Source organism: Marinomonas sp. FW-1 (assembly GCF_005222245.1).
GTDB lineage: Bacteria > Pseudomonadota > Gammaproteobacteria > Pseudomonadales > Marinomonadaceae > Marinomonas > Marinomonas alcarazii.
This window is the reverse complement of sequence record NZ_CP025987.1, coordinates 2,128,796-2,143,093: the sequence shown is the minus strand read 5'-3', so window position 1 is coordinate 2,143,093 and position 14,298 is coordinate 2,128,796. Positions and strand designations below refer to the sequence as shown.

The 14,298-nt window shown below is 44.6% G+C and carries 8 protein-coding genes and 4 rRNA genes; 10 read left to right on the top strand and 2 right to left on the bottom strand.

The window, feature by feature from the left end; translation table 11 throughout:
- The first annotated feature begins 8 nt into the window (after window positions 1–8).
- From C1X04_RS10045 to C1X04_RS10005, 10 genes are all read left to right on the top strand, one after another.
- Complete coding sequence (locus tag C1X04_RS10045; protein ID WP_137169823.1) at window positions 9–1,655, top strand: DUF2786 domain-containing protein; 1,647 nt, start codon at window positions 9–11, stop codon at window positions 1,653–1,655.
- A 151-nt stretch (window positions 1,656–1,806) separates the two neighbouring features.
- Window positions 1,807–3,324: a fumarate hydratase gene (locus tag C1X04_RS10040; RefSeq protein ID WP_137169822.1), complete on the top strand. Its 1,518-nt coding sequence runs from the start codon at window positions 1,807–1,809 to the stop codon at window positions 3,322–3,324.
- 331 nt (window positions 3,325–3,655) lie between these two features.
- A 16S ribosomal RNA gene (locus C1X04_RS10035) occupies window positions 3,656–5,193 on the top strand.
- A 411-nt stretch (window positions 5,194–5,604) separates the two neighbouring features.
- Window positions 5,605–8,491: ribosomal RNA gene (locus C1X04_RS10030) — 23S ribosomal RNA — on the top strand.
- Window positions 8,492–8,676: 185 nt separating this feature from the next.
- Window positions 8,677–8,791: ribosomal RNA gene (gene rrf / locus C1X04_RS10025) — 5S ribosomal RNA — on the top strand.
- Window positions 8,792–8,871: 80 nt separating this feature from the next.
- A 5S ribosomal RNA gene (gene rrf / locus C1X04_RS10020) occupies window positions 8,872–8,986 on the top strand.
- Together the 16S, 23S and 5S rRNA genes form the textbook arrangement of a ribosomal RNA operon.
- Before the next feature lie 463 nt (window positions 8,987–9,449).
- A complete protein-coding gene (locus C1X04_RS18765; RefSeq protein ID WP_281270045.1) occupies window positions 9,450–9,584 on the top strand; it encodes a hypothetical protein in 135 nt (44 codons plus the stop codon).
- 193 nt (window positions 9,585–9,777) lie between these two features.
- The gene (locus tag C1X04_RS10015) at window positions 9,778–10,491 is read left to right on the top strand and encodes a ZIP family metal transporter (RefSeq protein ID WP_137169821.1); all 714 of its coding nucleotides are present in this window, start codon (window positions 9,778–9,780) and stop codon (window positions 10,489–10,491) included.
- A 71-nt stretch (window positions 10,492–10,562) separates the two neighbouring features.
- Window positions 10,563–11,738 (top strand): benzoate/H(+) symporter BenE family transporter, encoded by a 1,176-nt coding sequence (locus C1X04_RS10010; protein ID WP_137169820.1) that lies wholly within the window; start codon window positions 10,563–10,565, stop codon window positions 11,736–11,738.
- Window positions 11,739–11,747: 9 nt separating this feature from the next.
- Window positions 11,748–12,368 carry a GntR family transcriptional regulator gene (locus tag C1X04_RS10005; protein WP_137169819.1) on the top strand — a complete coding sequence of 207 codons (621 nt, stop codon included), beginning with the start codon at window positions 11,748–11,750 and terminating at the stop codon, window positions 12,366–12,368.
- A gap of 13 nt (window positions 12,369–12,381) precedes the next feature.
- Here C1X04_RS10005 and C1X04_RS10000 read toward each other — a convergent pair whose 3' ends face one another.
- On the bottom strand, window positions 12,382–13,059 hold the full coding sequence (locus tag C1X04_RS10000) for a sensor histidine kinase KdpD (RefSeq protein WP_137169818.1): 678 nt from the start codon (window positions 13,057–13,059) through the stop codon (window positions 12,382–12,384).
- 3 nt (window positions 13,060–13,062) lie between these two features.
- Window positions 13,063–14,274 carry a response regulator gene (locus tag C1X04_RS09995; protein ID WP_137169817.1) on the bottom strand — a complete coding sequence of 404 codons (1,212 nt, stop codon included), beginning with the start codon at window positions 14,272–14,274 and terminating at the stop codon, window positions 13,063–13,065.
- Window positions 14,275–14,298: the final 24 nt, after the last annotated feature.

Here is a 14,298-nt window from a genome sequence, read left to right as displayed (position 1 = left end):
CGTGTTTTATGAGCATACGAAAAAGGAAGAAGGTCATACAGAAGGTTGTTAAGTTACTTAATTTAGCGACGTCTACTAATTCAAGCGAATCGACAGTGGCTTTACGTCATGCAGAATCGTTAATTAGGCAATACGAGATTGCTCAACGAGAGCTACCTATTTTGCAGCTGTGTGACCGTTCTATGCTTTATCGCGTCAGTTGGGGTGGTGCAGCACCAAGGTATGTTAAAGAGCCTGTTGCAAAAGCGCCGCCTGAAAGTTCGGTTTATCAGCGTCGATTTAGCGAAAAAGCCAATGACCCAAGTAGGGCTTATGAATCAGCTAGAACGATTCTTGATGACCTTGAATTTACTGCTTTTCAAGGTGCTGAAAGTGGTTCTTTTAGTAGCCAGAACACATCAGCTGCTGAGTCAGGCTTTGAAGATTGTGTTGCTGAGAATGATGACGAGTTGGATTGTGATTTTGTGGATGAGAGCGATATGGTCGTAGATGAAGTTTTGAGTGATGCTGAAGCGGCAGAGGATGCTGAAGTAGTTCATAGCGAAGAGCCGTTTTCCTATACATCAACAGATAATGTGATCAATGCCACTAACGCTTTTCGGCCAAGTGGTAATGAATTCACCGAAACTCTAAAAAATCAGTACGCAACAAGCGATCCAGCTGTGCCATTTGATGAGGACGCTTATTGGTCAAAAGTGTACGAGAAGTTGGCGGATTTTGATGAAGCCCAGGTTCAAGCGCAGATTGAAATGTTGGATAAACAGCTTTCTTTAGCAGAAGAAAGTTTGCAAGCCAAAAAGAAAGAAAGATATGAGCAAGAGCAGCGTGAAGTTCAAGAACGTGCTGAGCGAGCTCGTATAGAGCAAAGTTTTGAGGAAGCTATTGAGCGTGCTTTTCAGGCTAGAGCTAAGTCTTATGAAGCTTGGGAGGAGCGTTGCACTAAAATTAGAATGGCTCGATTAAGGGATGAGCAAGAGGCTGTTCAGGGTTACGATGCGATTAGTGATACATTAGTTAAGCACAAAGAATCTTTTAAGCAGCATTTGCAGCGTAAGGAAGATTATAGAGCGGCTAAAATTATGCACGAGTTACGCACTCATCTTGCATTGGCTGTTTCCGTTGGTGAAGATGCAACGGCTTCTTATGAAAAAGTCATTGAAATTATGGCCAGTAACGGTCTTTCCCTTAAAGATTTAGAATTCTCAGATATTAAGAATAAGAGCTTGTTTATTCGTCTGTTAGAACGTGAGTCTGCACTGATTTCTGATGTGCATGAAAGAGAGGCTCACACGGAAGAAATGTTAGATAAATTTTTAACGTCCAGTTCGACTAAAAAAGAATCTCGCTCATCGGAAAACCCGATTCAGCATATTCAGCGTTTGCTGGTGGCTGCAAATGAGGGTGGGCAATTTGAGACGCAAAAAAATCTTGAACAGGTGATTTATTTGATGGATGCCAACGATGTTGGGGTTAGGGATATTGGCTATGGCTTTATCAAAAAGTATTCGGTTTTTATTCGTCTAATTAACTGGGAGGCTGAGCGAATTACATCCTTGCCTGAGCGCGAGAAGTTCACTGCTCAAATACTCGAAGAGTATATTCAGCATTCTGTACAGAAGCCAAATACGGATAGAGGGCAGAAGGCTAATCGTTAATCAGTTTGTTGTTTTTCAAACAAATAGCCTTCATTCATTTGATTGATGGAGGTTATATTCGCTTTAAATCCACCTTAACGCTTTCTTTGCGGGTCCGCATCTTTTACCATTTCATCTTTAATTGAATCGTAATTCTCAGCAGGAGAGAAGCATGAGTATTATTAAAGAAGATGATCTGATTGATAGCGTTGCTGATGCGCTGCAGTTTATCTCTTATTATCACCCTTTGGATTTCGTAAAAGCGGTACATGAAGCGTACGAGCGAGAAGAGAGTAAAGCTGCAAAAGATTCCATGGCGCAGATTCTTATTAACTCTCGTATGTGTGCTGAAGGTAAACGCCCGATTTGTCAAGATACAGGTATTGTTACTGTGTTTGTGAAAATTGGCATGAATGTTCAGTGGGAAGGCACGAAAAGCGTTACGGATATGATAAACGAAGGCGTGCGCCGTGCTTATCTTCATCCAGACAATGTATTGCGCGCCTCTATTCTTGCTGACCCTGCTGGTACACGTAAAAATACTAAAGACAATACGCCTGCAGTAATTCACATGGAAGTTGTTCCTGGGGATACGGTTGAGGTGCATGTTGCTGCCAAAGGCGGCGGCTCTGAGAATAAGTCAAAGTTAGCCATGCTTAATCCTTCTGATGATATTGTTGAGTGGGTTAAGAAAACGGTTCCAACCATGGGAGCTGGCTGGTGTCCACCTGGTATGTTGGGCATAGGTATCGGTGGTACTGCAGAAAAAGCCATGGTTATGGCTAAAGAATCCTTGATGGAGCCAATCGATATTCACGAGTTGAAAGCTCGCGGCCCTCAAAACCGCATTGAAGAGCTTCGCCTTGCAATCTTTGAAGAAGTAAATAATCTCGGTATTGGTGCTCAGGGGCTTGGTGGCTTGACAACGGTTCTTGATGTCAAAATCATGGATTACCCAACACATGCCGCATCGTTGCCAGTTGCTATGATTCCAAATTGTGCCGCTACGCGTCACGCACATTTTGTGCTTGATGGTTCAGGTCCAGCGGATTTGGTCCCACCATCTTTAGATGATTGGCCAGAAATTACTTGGGAAGTAGGTGAAAGTGTCCGTCGGGTTGACTTGAATACTATTACTCCTGAGCAAGTAAAAGACTGGAAGCCTGGCGAGACAATCCTGTTGAACGGGAAAATGCTAACCGGTCGTGATGCTGCTCACAAGAAAATGGTCGAAATGATGGCCAATGGCGAAGAGCTACCTGTGGATCTTAAGGGGCGCTTTATCTATTACGTAGGGCCTGTGGATCCAGTAAGGGATGAAGCAGTTGGTCCTGCTGGTCCAACAACGGCAACAAGAATGGATAAGTTTACTCGTACTATTCTTGATAAAACCGGTTTGCTTGGCATGATTGGTAAGTCTGAGCGTGGCCCAGTTGCGATTGATGCTATTAAAGAGTTTGGCGCTGTGTATCTAATGGCGGTAGGCGGTGCTGCATACCTTGTATCGAAAGCAATCAAGAAGGCTGAGGTTATTGCCTTTCCTGAGTTAGGTATGGAAGCTATCTATGAATTTGATGTTGTCGATATGCCGGTAACTGTTGCTGTCGATTCATCAGGCACGTCTGTCCATATTACAGGGCCGGCTGAATGGAAAGCGAGAATAGAAGCTCAGGCTCTTGAAATAAAATAGTACTTGAGTAGTTCTTCTCACTAAGTTTATAAGCCACTACATTTATCATGTAGTGGCTTTTTTATTTAAAAGTGGTTGCATAGGTTAGAATTATCTGTATTATACACGTCCTCAGCCACAGAGAGTGTGGCTACGCTCTTTAAAATAGATAATCAGATAATTTGTGTGGGCGCTCGCTGGAGGCTTCAGAAGATCCTTTTAGGATCAAAAAAATTGAAGTCTTGCGAAACGTCTAACACGTCAATTCGCTTTATGTTGGCTTATTGTTTTTAGGAACGGTGAGTCGATTAAGTTATTGTTAGTGTAATAGATTTTGAGTAAGCAAACTTTTTAACTGAAGAGTTTGATCATGGCTCAGATTGAACGCTGGCGGCAGGCTTAACACATGCAAGTCGAGCGGTAACAGGGGAGCTTGCTCCTGCTGACGAGCGGCGGACGGGTGAGTAACGCGTAGGAATCTGCCTAGTAGAGGGGGACAACATGTGGAAACGCATGCTAATACCGCATACGCCCTGAGGGGGAAAGGAGGGGACTTTTCGGAGCCTTCCGCTATTAGATGAGCCTGCGTGAGATTAGCTAGTTGGTAGGGTAAAGGCCTACCAAGGCGACGATCTCTAACTGGTCTGAGAGGATGACCAGTCACACTGGGACTGAGACACGGCCCAGACTCCTACGGGAGGCAGCAGTGGGGAATATTGGACAATGGGCGGAAGCCTGATCCAGCCATGCCGCGTGTGTGAAGAAGGCCTTAGGGTTGTAAAGCACTTTCAGGAGTGAGGAAGGGCGTTTGGTTAATACCCAAGCGTTTTGACGTTAGCTCCAGAAGAAGCACCGGCTAACTCTGTGCCAGCAGCCGCGGTAATACAGAGGGTGCAAGCGTTAATCGGAATTACTGGGCGTAAAGCGCGCGTAGGTGGTTTGTTAAGTCGGATGTGAAATCCCAGGGCTCAACCTTGGAATGGCACCCGATACTGGCAGGCTAGAGTACGGTAGAGGGGTGTGGAATTTCCTGTGTAGCGGTGAAATGCGTAGATATAGGAAGGAACATCAGTGGCGAAGGCGACACCCTGGACTGATACTGACACTGAGGTGCGAAAGCGTGGGGAGCAAACAGGATTAGATACCCTGGTAGTCCACGCCGTAAACGATGTCTACTAGCCGTTGGGTTGTAATGACTTAGTGGCGCAGCTAACGCAATAAGTAGACCGCCTGGGGAGTACGGCCGCAAGGTTAAAACTCAAATGAATTGACGGGGGCCCGCACAAGCGGTGGAGCATGTGGTTTAATTCGAAGCAACGCGAAGAACCTTACCTACTCTTGACATCCAGTGAACTTAGCAGAGATGCTTTGGTGCCTTCGGGAACACTGAGACAGGTGCTGCATGGCTGTCGTCAGCTCGTGTTGTGAAATGTTGGGTTAAGTCCCGTAACGAGCGCAACCCTTATCCTTATTTGCCAGCACTTCGGGTGGGAACTTTAAGGAGACTGCCGGTGACAAACCGGAGGAAGGTGGGGACGACGTCAAGTCATCATGGCCCTTACGAGTAGGGCTACACACGTGCTACAATGGCGTATACAGAGGGCTGCGAACTTGCGAGAGTAAGCGAATCCCAGAAAGTACGTCGTAGTCCGGATTGGAGTCTGCAACTCGACTCCATGAAGTCGGAATCGCTAGTAATCGTGAATCAGAATGTCACGGTGAATACGTTCCCGGGCCTTGTACACACCGCCCGTCACACCATGGGAGTTGATTGCTCCAGAAGTAGCTAGCTTAACCTTCGGGATGGCGGTTACCACGGAGTGGTCAATGACTGGGGTGAAGTCGTAACAAGGTAGCCCTAGGGGAACCTGGGGCTGGATCACCTCCTTAAACGATAGAAACCTCTGGTGAGCGTTCACACAAATTATCTGATGTATCTCTTATTAAAGAGAGCTTGAAAAGCCGCTTCTTAGCGGTTTTTTTTGTTTTTAACTTTGCGTTTTTGGTCTTATGGCTAGCGATAAAAAAGTTTTAAATAAATGAAATAATTGTGTTGACCTTATTATACTTATCTCTATAATACGCCTCCACGATTTGAGGGAAGCCTAGTTAAATAGGTTTTTCTTTAGTTTTAAACGTAAAGTTTAAACTTGCTCTTTAACAATTCAAAATTTGAAATAGACGATAATCAAGCGTCAAACCGGTGGAAAGCACCTTTAACCTAGGTGACTTTCTAAATCGTAAATCCAAAGGGGTACAAAAGCCCTTTGGTATGTGATCCGAAACTATTTTGGGTTATATGGTCAAGTGACCAAGCGTGCACGGTGGATGCCTTGGCAGTCAGAGGCGATGAAGGACGTGGTAATCTGCGAAAAGGTTCGGGGAGTTGATAAACAAGCTTTGATCCGAACATGTCCGAATGGGGAAACCCACCCGCTTGCGGGTATCGTATGGTGAATACATAGCTATACGAGGCGAACCCGGGGAACTGAAACATCTAAGTACCCGGAGGAAAAGAAATCAACCGAGATTCCCTAAGTAGCGGCGAGCGAAAGGGGATTAGCCCTTAAGTGGTTTTGGTGTTAGTAGAAGGCTCTGGAAAGGGCCGCCGTAGAGGGTGATAGCCCCGTATACGAAAACACCTTAATCATGAAAACGAGTAGGACGGGACACGTGTTATCCTGTCTGAATATGGGGGGACCATCCTCCAAGGCTAAATACTCCTGACTGACCGATAGTGAACCAGTACCGTGAGGGAAAGGCGAAAAGAACCCCTGTGAGGGGAGTGAAATAGATCCTGAAACCGTGTACGTACAAGCAGTGGGAGCGGACTTGTTCCGTGACTGCGTACCTTTTGTATAATGGGTCAACGACTTATTTTCAGTAGCAAGGTTAAGCACATAGTGGAGCCGTAGGGAAACCGAGTCTTAATAGGGCGTTTAGTTGCTGGGAATAGACCCGAAACCGGGCGATCTATCCATGAGCAGGTTGAAGGTTGAGTAACATCAACTGGAGGACCGAACCCACATCCGTTGAAAAGGCTGGGGATGACTTGTGGATAGGAGTGAAAGGCTAATCAAGCTCGGAGATAGCTGGTTCTCCTCGAAAGCTATTTAGGTAGCGCCTCGTATCTCACCATTGGGGGTAGAGCACTGTTTGGGCTAGGGGGTCATCCCGACTTACCAACCCCATGCAAACTCCGAATACCAATGAGTGCAATTACGGGAGACACACGGCGGGTGCTAACGTCCGTCGTGGAAAGGGAAACAACCCAGACCGTCAGCTAAGGTCCCAAAGTTACAGTTAAGTGGGAAACGATGTGGGAAGGCTTAGACAGCTAGGAGGTTGGCTTAGAAGCAGCCATCCTTTAAAGAAAGCGTAATAGCTCACTAGTCGAGTCGGCCTGCGCGGAAGATATAACGGGGCTCAAACTGTACACCGAAGCTACGGATGCTTAGTTTACTAGGCATGGTAGAGGAGCGTTCTGTAAGCCGTTGAAGGTCAAGCTGTAAGGCAGGCTGGAGGTATCAGAAGTGCGAATGTTGACATGAGTAACGATAAGGGGAGTGAAAAACTCCCCCGCCGGAAGACCAAGGTTTCCTGTCCCATGTTAATCAGGGCAGGGTGAGTCGGCCCCTAAGGCGAGGCAGAAATGCGTAGTCGATGGGAAACAGGTTAATATTCCTGTACTCGTGCATATTGCGATGGAGAGACGGAGAAGGCTAGGCCAGCACAGCGATGGTTGTCTGTGTTTAAGGCGGTAGGTTTAGGGCTTAGGCAAATCCGGGCCCTTTTAAGACCGAGAACTGATGACGAGCCCTCTTTTGGGCGAAGTGGTTGATGCCATGCTTCCAGGAAAAACTTCTAAGCTTCAGATATGCAGGAACCGTACCCCAAACCGACACAGGTGGTCAGGTAGAGAATACCAAGGCGCTTGAGAGAACTCGGGTGAAGGAACTAGGCAAAATGGTACCGTAACTTCGGGAGAAGGTACGCCGGCCGGTGTGAAGGACTTGCTCCGTAAGCACTAGTCGGTCGAAGATACCAGGTGGCTGCGACTGTTTATTAAAAACACAGCACTCTGCAAACACGAAAGTGGACGTATAGGGTGTGACGCCTGCCCGGTGCTTGAAGGTTAATTGATGGGGTTAGCGCAAGCGAAGCTCTTGATCGAAGCCCAAGTAAACGGCGGCCGTAACTATAACGGTCCTAAGGTAGCGAAATTCCTTGTCGGGTAAGTTCCGACCTGCACGAATGGCGTAACGATGGCCACACTGTCTCCACCCGAGACTCAGTGAAATTGAAATCGCAGTGAAGATGCTGTGTATCCGCGGCTAGACGGAAAGACCCCGTGAACCTTTACTATAGCTTCACAGTGAACTTTGAACCTACTTGTGTAGGATAGGTGGGAGGCTTTGAAGCGGTGACGCCAGTTACCGTGGAGCCACTCTTGAAATACCACCCTGGTATGTTTGAGGTTCTAACTCAGGTCCGTAATCCGGATCGAGGACACTGTGTGGTGGGTAGTTTGACTGGGGCGGTCTCCTCCCAAAGAGTAACGGAGGAGCACGAAGGTGTGCTCAGCATGGTCGGAAATCATGCATAGAGTGTAAAGGCAAAAGCACGCTTAACTGCGAGACAGACACGTCGAGCAGGTACGAAAGTAGGTCTTAGTGATCCGGTGGTTCTGTATGGAAGGGCCATCGCTCAACGGATAAAAGGTACTCCGGGGATAACAGGCTGATACCGCCCAAGAGTTCACATCGACGGCGGTGTTTGGCACCTCGATGTCGGCTCATCACATCCTGGGGCTGAAGCCGGTCCCAAGGGTATGGCTGTTCGCCATTTAAAGTGGTACGCGAGCTGGGTTTAGAACGTCGTGAGACAGTTCGGTCCCTATCTGCCGTGGACGTTTGAGATTTGAGAGGAGCTGCTCCTAGTACGAGAGGACCGGAGTGGACGAACCTCTGGTGTTCCGGTTGTCACGCCAGTGGCATTGCCGGGTAGCTATGTTCGGACGGGATAACCGCTGAAAGCATCTAAGCGGGAAGCCTCCCTTAAGATAAGATCTCACTGGGACCTAAGTCCCCTAAAGAGCCGTTCGAGACTAGGACGTTGATAGGTTGGGTGTGTAAGTGCTGTGAGGCATTGAGCTAACCAATACTAATTGCTCGTGAGGCTTGACCATATAACACCAAAGTGGTTTTAGAAACACAAAAGACACAGATTACGATAAAGCATCAGCAATGATGAGCATCGGTTTGATACTTGGTTATCACTATTTCAAAATGAATTGTTAAAGATCCAAGCACGTATTCGCGTGTTGTGGTGAGACGAAAAAAGTCCAGCCAGAACAAAACGCAAAACGAATTGCTTGACGATCATAGAGGCGTTGAACCACCTGATCCCATCCCGAACTCAGAAGTGAAAAGCGCCATCGCCGATGGTAGTGTGGGAGATCCCATGTGAGAGTAGGTCGTCGTCAAGCTTTATATCTCAAGTCCTATTATATTAGGCAGTTAAGAATTTGGTTTTATTAGACGGTTGCTGATAAAACAAACCAGTTTTCTTGATGATCATAGAGGCGTTGAACCACCTGATCCCATCCCGAACTCAGAAGTGAAAAGCGCCATCGCCGATGGTAGTGTGGGAGATCCCATGTGAGAGTAGGTCGTTATCAAGATTTAATTAGAGAAACCCTATCCTGCTAAGCAGGGTAGGGTTTTTTCGTTATAGGGAGTCACCATCTCTGATGGTAGTGTGGGGCTTTCTATAACAGATAAGCATGTGAGAGTAGGTCGTTATCAAGATTTAATTAGAGAAACCCTATCCTGCTAAGCAGGGTAGGGTTTTTTCGTTATAGGGAGTCAACATCTCTGATGGTGGTGTGGGGCTTTCTATAACAGACAAGCATGTGAGAGTAGGTCGTTATCAAGATTTATTTAAGGAAGCCCTGATAGCTAAGCTGTCAGGGCTTTTTTCGTCTGTAGAAATGTCATCTTGTCATTATGGTTTAACGGTGAGGATTAATTTGCCCGTTTTAGCAGAATAGATTTTATGTATGACGCCTTTAGGAAATATTGATTATGTAATTTTAGCAAATATCTCTATTCTCATTCAGGCAAATATATGGAGAGACTAGTATTATGAAACTAATTATCAGTAATTTTTATAAGGCAATTGTTGATGTGATGCGTGTGCATAACATGGAAGTGGATGCTCAAGAAGAATGGCAGGGGTGGGATGCTTGGGTCAACCTAGATTCGCCAGTTAAGCGTTAAAAAATACCAGACACTGTCTGGTATTTTTTTAACTAAAGCATAGTAATAAGAAGGTCTGAGTCTGCAAATAAGGCGTTCAATAGTTAAATGGAAACCTGTTAATTATTTATTTAAGTGCTGGTTGGCCTTTTCAATATTAAGATACAGTATCTGACGTGATTATTGAAAAGACTTTTACAAGCGAGTGTTAAAAATGGAGCCTTTATACAGTGTTATCTTGTTAACCCTTGGTGCTGGGCTAGCAATGCCATTGGGGGCGTTGATAGGTAACTTTGAGCGAATAAAGCCTGAGTGGTTAGAAAAAGAATTAATGCATGCTGTGACGGCGTTTGGAGGCGGGGCTTTGCTTTCAGCCATTGCCTTAGTTCTTGTGCCAGAAGGTGTATTACATTTTTCTCCTGTGTTTGCTGCTTTGCTTTTTTTGTCAGGCGGGGCAGCGTTTATGTTACTGGATATTTGGTTATCCAGAAGTCAAACCTCTATAAGTCAGCTTGTTGCCATGTTAGCTGATTTTATCCCTGAATCATTAGCTCTAGGAGCCGCCTTTGCATTAGGTAATGTTAATGGAGGGCTACTTGCAGCACTTATAGCAATGCAGAACCTTCCTGAAGGGTTTAATGCTTTCAGAGAATTGAAATGCACATCACATTATCGCTCCATTACCATTATTTTCTGGTTTGCCTTGTTAGCTTTGTGTGGGCCTATATCTGGAGTTATTGCGTTATTCTGGCTTGCTGAATGGCCAGCAGTAGTCTCTGGCATTATGTTATTTGCTTCTGGTGGGATTTTGTACGCAGTATTTCAAGATATTGCACCTCAAGCTGTTTTAGAAAAACATTGGGCACCACCGATGGGAGCAGTGATGGGGTTTGCACTTGGTTTAGTTGGTTATATGTTAGTACATTAAAAAATGTATACAAAAATACTTGTTTACAATTATAGTTAGTCCTTCATATGGATTATTTAGGTAATAAGGTTGTGTTCAGGATATTAAATGATTTTAGTTTAAGTGCGCTGGTTGCAGGTTTTGTTGCAGTGCTCATTGGTTTTGCAAGTTCTGTTGCTATTGTCTTTCAGGCAGCTCAGGCTGCGGGGGCTGATTCTAGTACCATTGTCTCTTGGATTATGGCCCTAGGCTTTGGTATGGGGGCAACTTGCTTTTTCCTTTCTTTATGGTACCGATCACCTGTAATTACCGCTTGGTCAACGCCTGGGGCAGCCTTACTGGCAACGAGTCTAGGAACAATCAGTTACTCTGAAGCGATTGGTGTGTTTGTTTTCGCTGGCGTGTTAACCCTGTTAACTGGTGTATCAGGCCTATTTGATAAAGCAATGAGATTAGTGCCTTTACCTCTTGCCTGTGCGATGTTGGCAGGGGTGCTATTTAAGTTTGGTTTGTCTATTTTTGATTCCATGATGAGTGATACGTTTCTTGTTGGAGTGATGTTAATTACTTATTTAGTAATTAAGCGACTTGTGCCTCGATATGCTGTGCTGTTTGTTTTGGTCGCCGGTGTTGCTTTTGTGCTGGCGAGATCTGAAGAGCAACTTATCTCCACTATACCTGTCTCTCTGGGCTCACTTGTATGGGTGTGGCCTGAGTGGAATGTAAGTTCTCTTATAGGTGTTGGTATTCCTTTGTATATTGTCACCATGACCTCTCAGAATATTCCAGGAGTTGCTGTCATGCGAAGTAGTGGATATCAAACTCCAGTATCTCCTCTTATTAGCTGGACTGGATTAACATCAATCGTTCTAGCTCCTTTAGGCGGATTTGCATTTAATTTGGCGGCAATTACTGCCGCGATTTGTTCTGGAGAAGAATGCCATAAAGACCCTAAACGCCGTTATATTGCAGGGCTTTCTGCCGGGCTTTTTTATTGGCTAGCGGGTTTGGCTGGAACATCAGTTGTTGCTTTATTTTCTGTCTTTCCTTCCACTATGATTGCTGCATTAGCTGGTATTGCCTTATTGGGAACCATAGGAATGAATTTAAAAAATGCCATGGCGGATGATTCAAACAGAGAAGCGGCATTGATTACTTTTTTAGTCACTGTCTCAGGTGTTTCATTTGGTGGTATTGCATCGGCTTTTTGGGGGATATTATTTGGTGTTATTTGTCTAATGATATCCAATATTAAGCGTAAGCAATAAGAAGTGGCTATGGATGTAAGTCAGAGAATCAAAGAAGATATTCTTAAAAATAAGCTTCCAAGAGGCACTCCTTTGAGGCAGGCAGTTCTTTCCGATCTCTATGGGGTAAGCCGGATACCTATTCGCGATGCTTTGTTGTCGTTAAAAGCTGAGGGCTGGCTTGTTCCGCATGGTAAGGCGGGGGTAATGATTCCCGACTTACGTTGGCAGGAGGCTGAGGATCTGTATTTGATGAGAGCTGAATTAGAGTGTATTTTGTTCGAAATGGCATTTGAGCAAATCCATGATAAAGACGTCGCTAAAGCACGCTCTTATTTGTCAGCGTTAGATCATGAGAATATTAGCTTGGTGAGTCGTGGTGAATTGAACTGGCAATTTCATGAGGCTTTGTATCAGCCTGCCAATAGGCCAACATTACAACGTGTTGTTGAAGGCTTGAATATGCAAGCTGTGCGCTATCTTGGTTTTCAATTTGGGCCACTGGGGTATCATGAAAAAAGCCAAGATCAGCATGAAGAGTTAATTTCATTGATTGAATCGAATAATAAAAATGCTGCACTTATCTTATTAAGGCAGCATATTGAAAAGGCAGGGAGCTTGTTAACGGAATTCCTTAAAAATTCTGGCTAGTGTTTAAGGATGATTAGCAATCTTCACGAACGGGTTGTGGTAAATACACGATAAGACTGGCACCGCCTAAGCTAGCAGAAGAGTCTTTTTTAATATAGCCACGCGCATTACCAGCTAGATGTGCAGAAGCTGATAATTCGGCAAAATACAAACCTAATCCTGTATTACCTTCGAGGAAATCATCTGGTTCATCATCTGTTTGTTTAAAGCCTGGTCCATCGTCTTCAACTGAAATGACGAGGAAGTTATTTTCTTGTTTGGCATTGATGATGATTTTGGATTTGGCAAAACGAAATGCATTGTACACAGCGGTGCTCACAACCGCTGTCATTAGTCTTTCGTCAAAAACACTGGTTAAACTTTCATTGCAAGCATAGCCTAATTCCAAATTTCTTGCATTGGCTGATGGTTGTAGGGCAAAAACTTGATCATCCAAGAATTCATCAAGTAGAAAGGTATCAGCATGCAAATCATAACCGTCAGAAGCTAGCTTATATAAATATAGGTATTCAACCCACTCATCATTGAGTTTCTTTAGAGACTCTTCAATTGATACTATTTTTTTTTGGTTTGCATCTTTGCTTACCATCGACTCTTTCAGGCTTTGTAGTTGGTAGAGCAAGGTTCCCACCTGATTTTTGCTTTCGTGGATTGCGCTTGCCAAAATTGTGCTGATATCGATTTTTTTCATCTTTTAATTTCCAAAAGATTCTGCGTAGGCTGAACTTTGTTTCTTGGTTGGAGCTGTCGCCGCTCCGCCTTTTACTTCACTTAGCCAAGCTTCGAAAATTTGCTTAGCGGTCAAGATATCCTTATCTGCTAAGAATACATCTATTTCGCAGCTATACGCTTTTGCTTTGTGGTCAGGATCCTCAAAGAAAGACTCATGAATTTTCTTGAGAGTACTGTTAAAGTTATCCCTCTGCCTAGGGAGTAGAGGGCCATCATCAGAAATACGAGCAAGAGATTCTAGATGATTTAGGTATACTTCTGCTGTGTTGTAGCAAGAGTACTTCGCTAAGAACACAGCCCTTCTAAAGGACATTTCTGCCGTTACACTGTCATTAAGTAATAAGCTGATTTTGCCTAGTTCCATTTGACGTAAGATATTCTTAGGTGATCGTGCGATAGCTTCGATCAAAGTGGCTTGAGCGTCTTCTAGTTTGCCTTCAGAAAACTGTATTTTAGCCAGCCAATCATAAGCGCTGACGAAAAAGCGGTTATCAAGCATCAGTTGGCGAAAGCTCTGTTCTGCTTTCTCAAGCTCACCCATTAGAAAATAAGACTTTCCTTTGCCAAATAGTGCCCACGGCATTTTACGACTTTTAAGTATCTTGCTAAACAAGGAGAGCGCTTTATCGTATTGTTGGAGTTCTATAAAGCTTTCGCCGATGATGCGTTCACATTTTCCGCTTAGAGAAGGATATTTCTCCATCACAACTTTTGCTGCTGCAATGGCACTTTCATATTCGCCTTTATCTAACGCCACATTGACGTCATACAGCCTATCTTTTGTTTCTAATAATTTACTAAGGCGTCGTTGCAACCCAGCTTGAGAGAATGGTTTTGTGATGTAACCATCGGGTTGGTACTCAATCGCACCCATGACCATTTCAATTGATGTTTCAGCAGTAACCATTAAGTAAGTGGCTGTGTTCGGTATCAGTTTTGAGTGTCTAACTTCTTCAAGCAGTTGTTGTCCGTCTTTACCATTGCCAAGGTTATAATCGGATAAAATGACATCGAAATTTTTATTCTTTAAAAGTTCTATGGCTGTTTCTGCTTTCATAGCGATTTCTATGGAAGTAAAGCCGAAGTCTGTCAGCATTTTTCGCTGCATGATTCGAGCTTCTGCCATATCTTCTATGAGCAGAGCTTTTTTCTTTGAAAAGTCTTGTTGGGCCATAAAAAGTTACATTCCATATCTAGC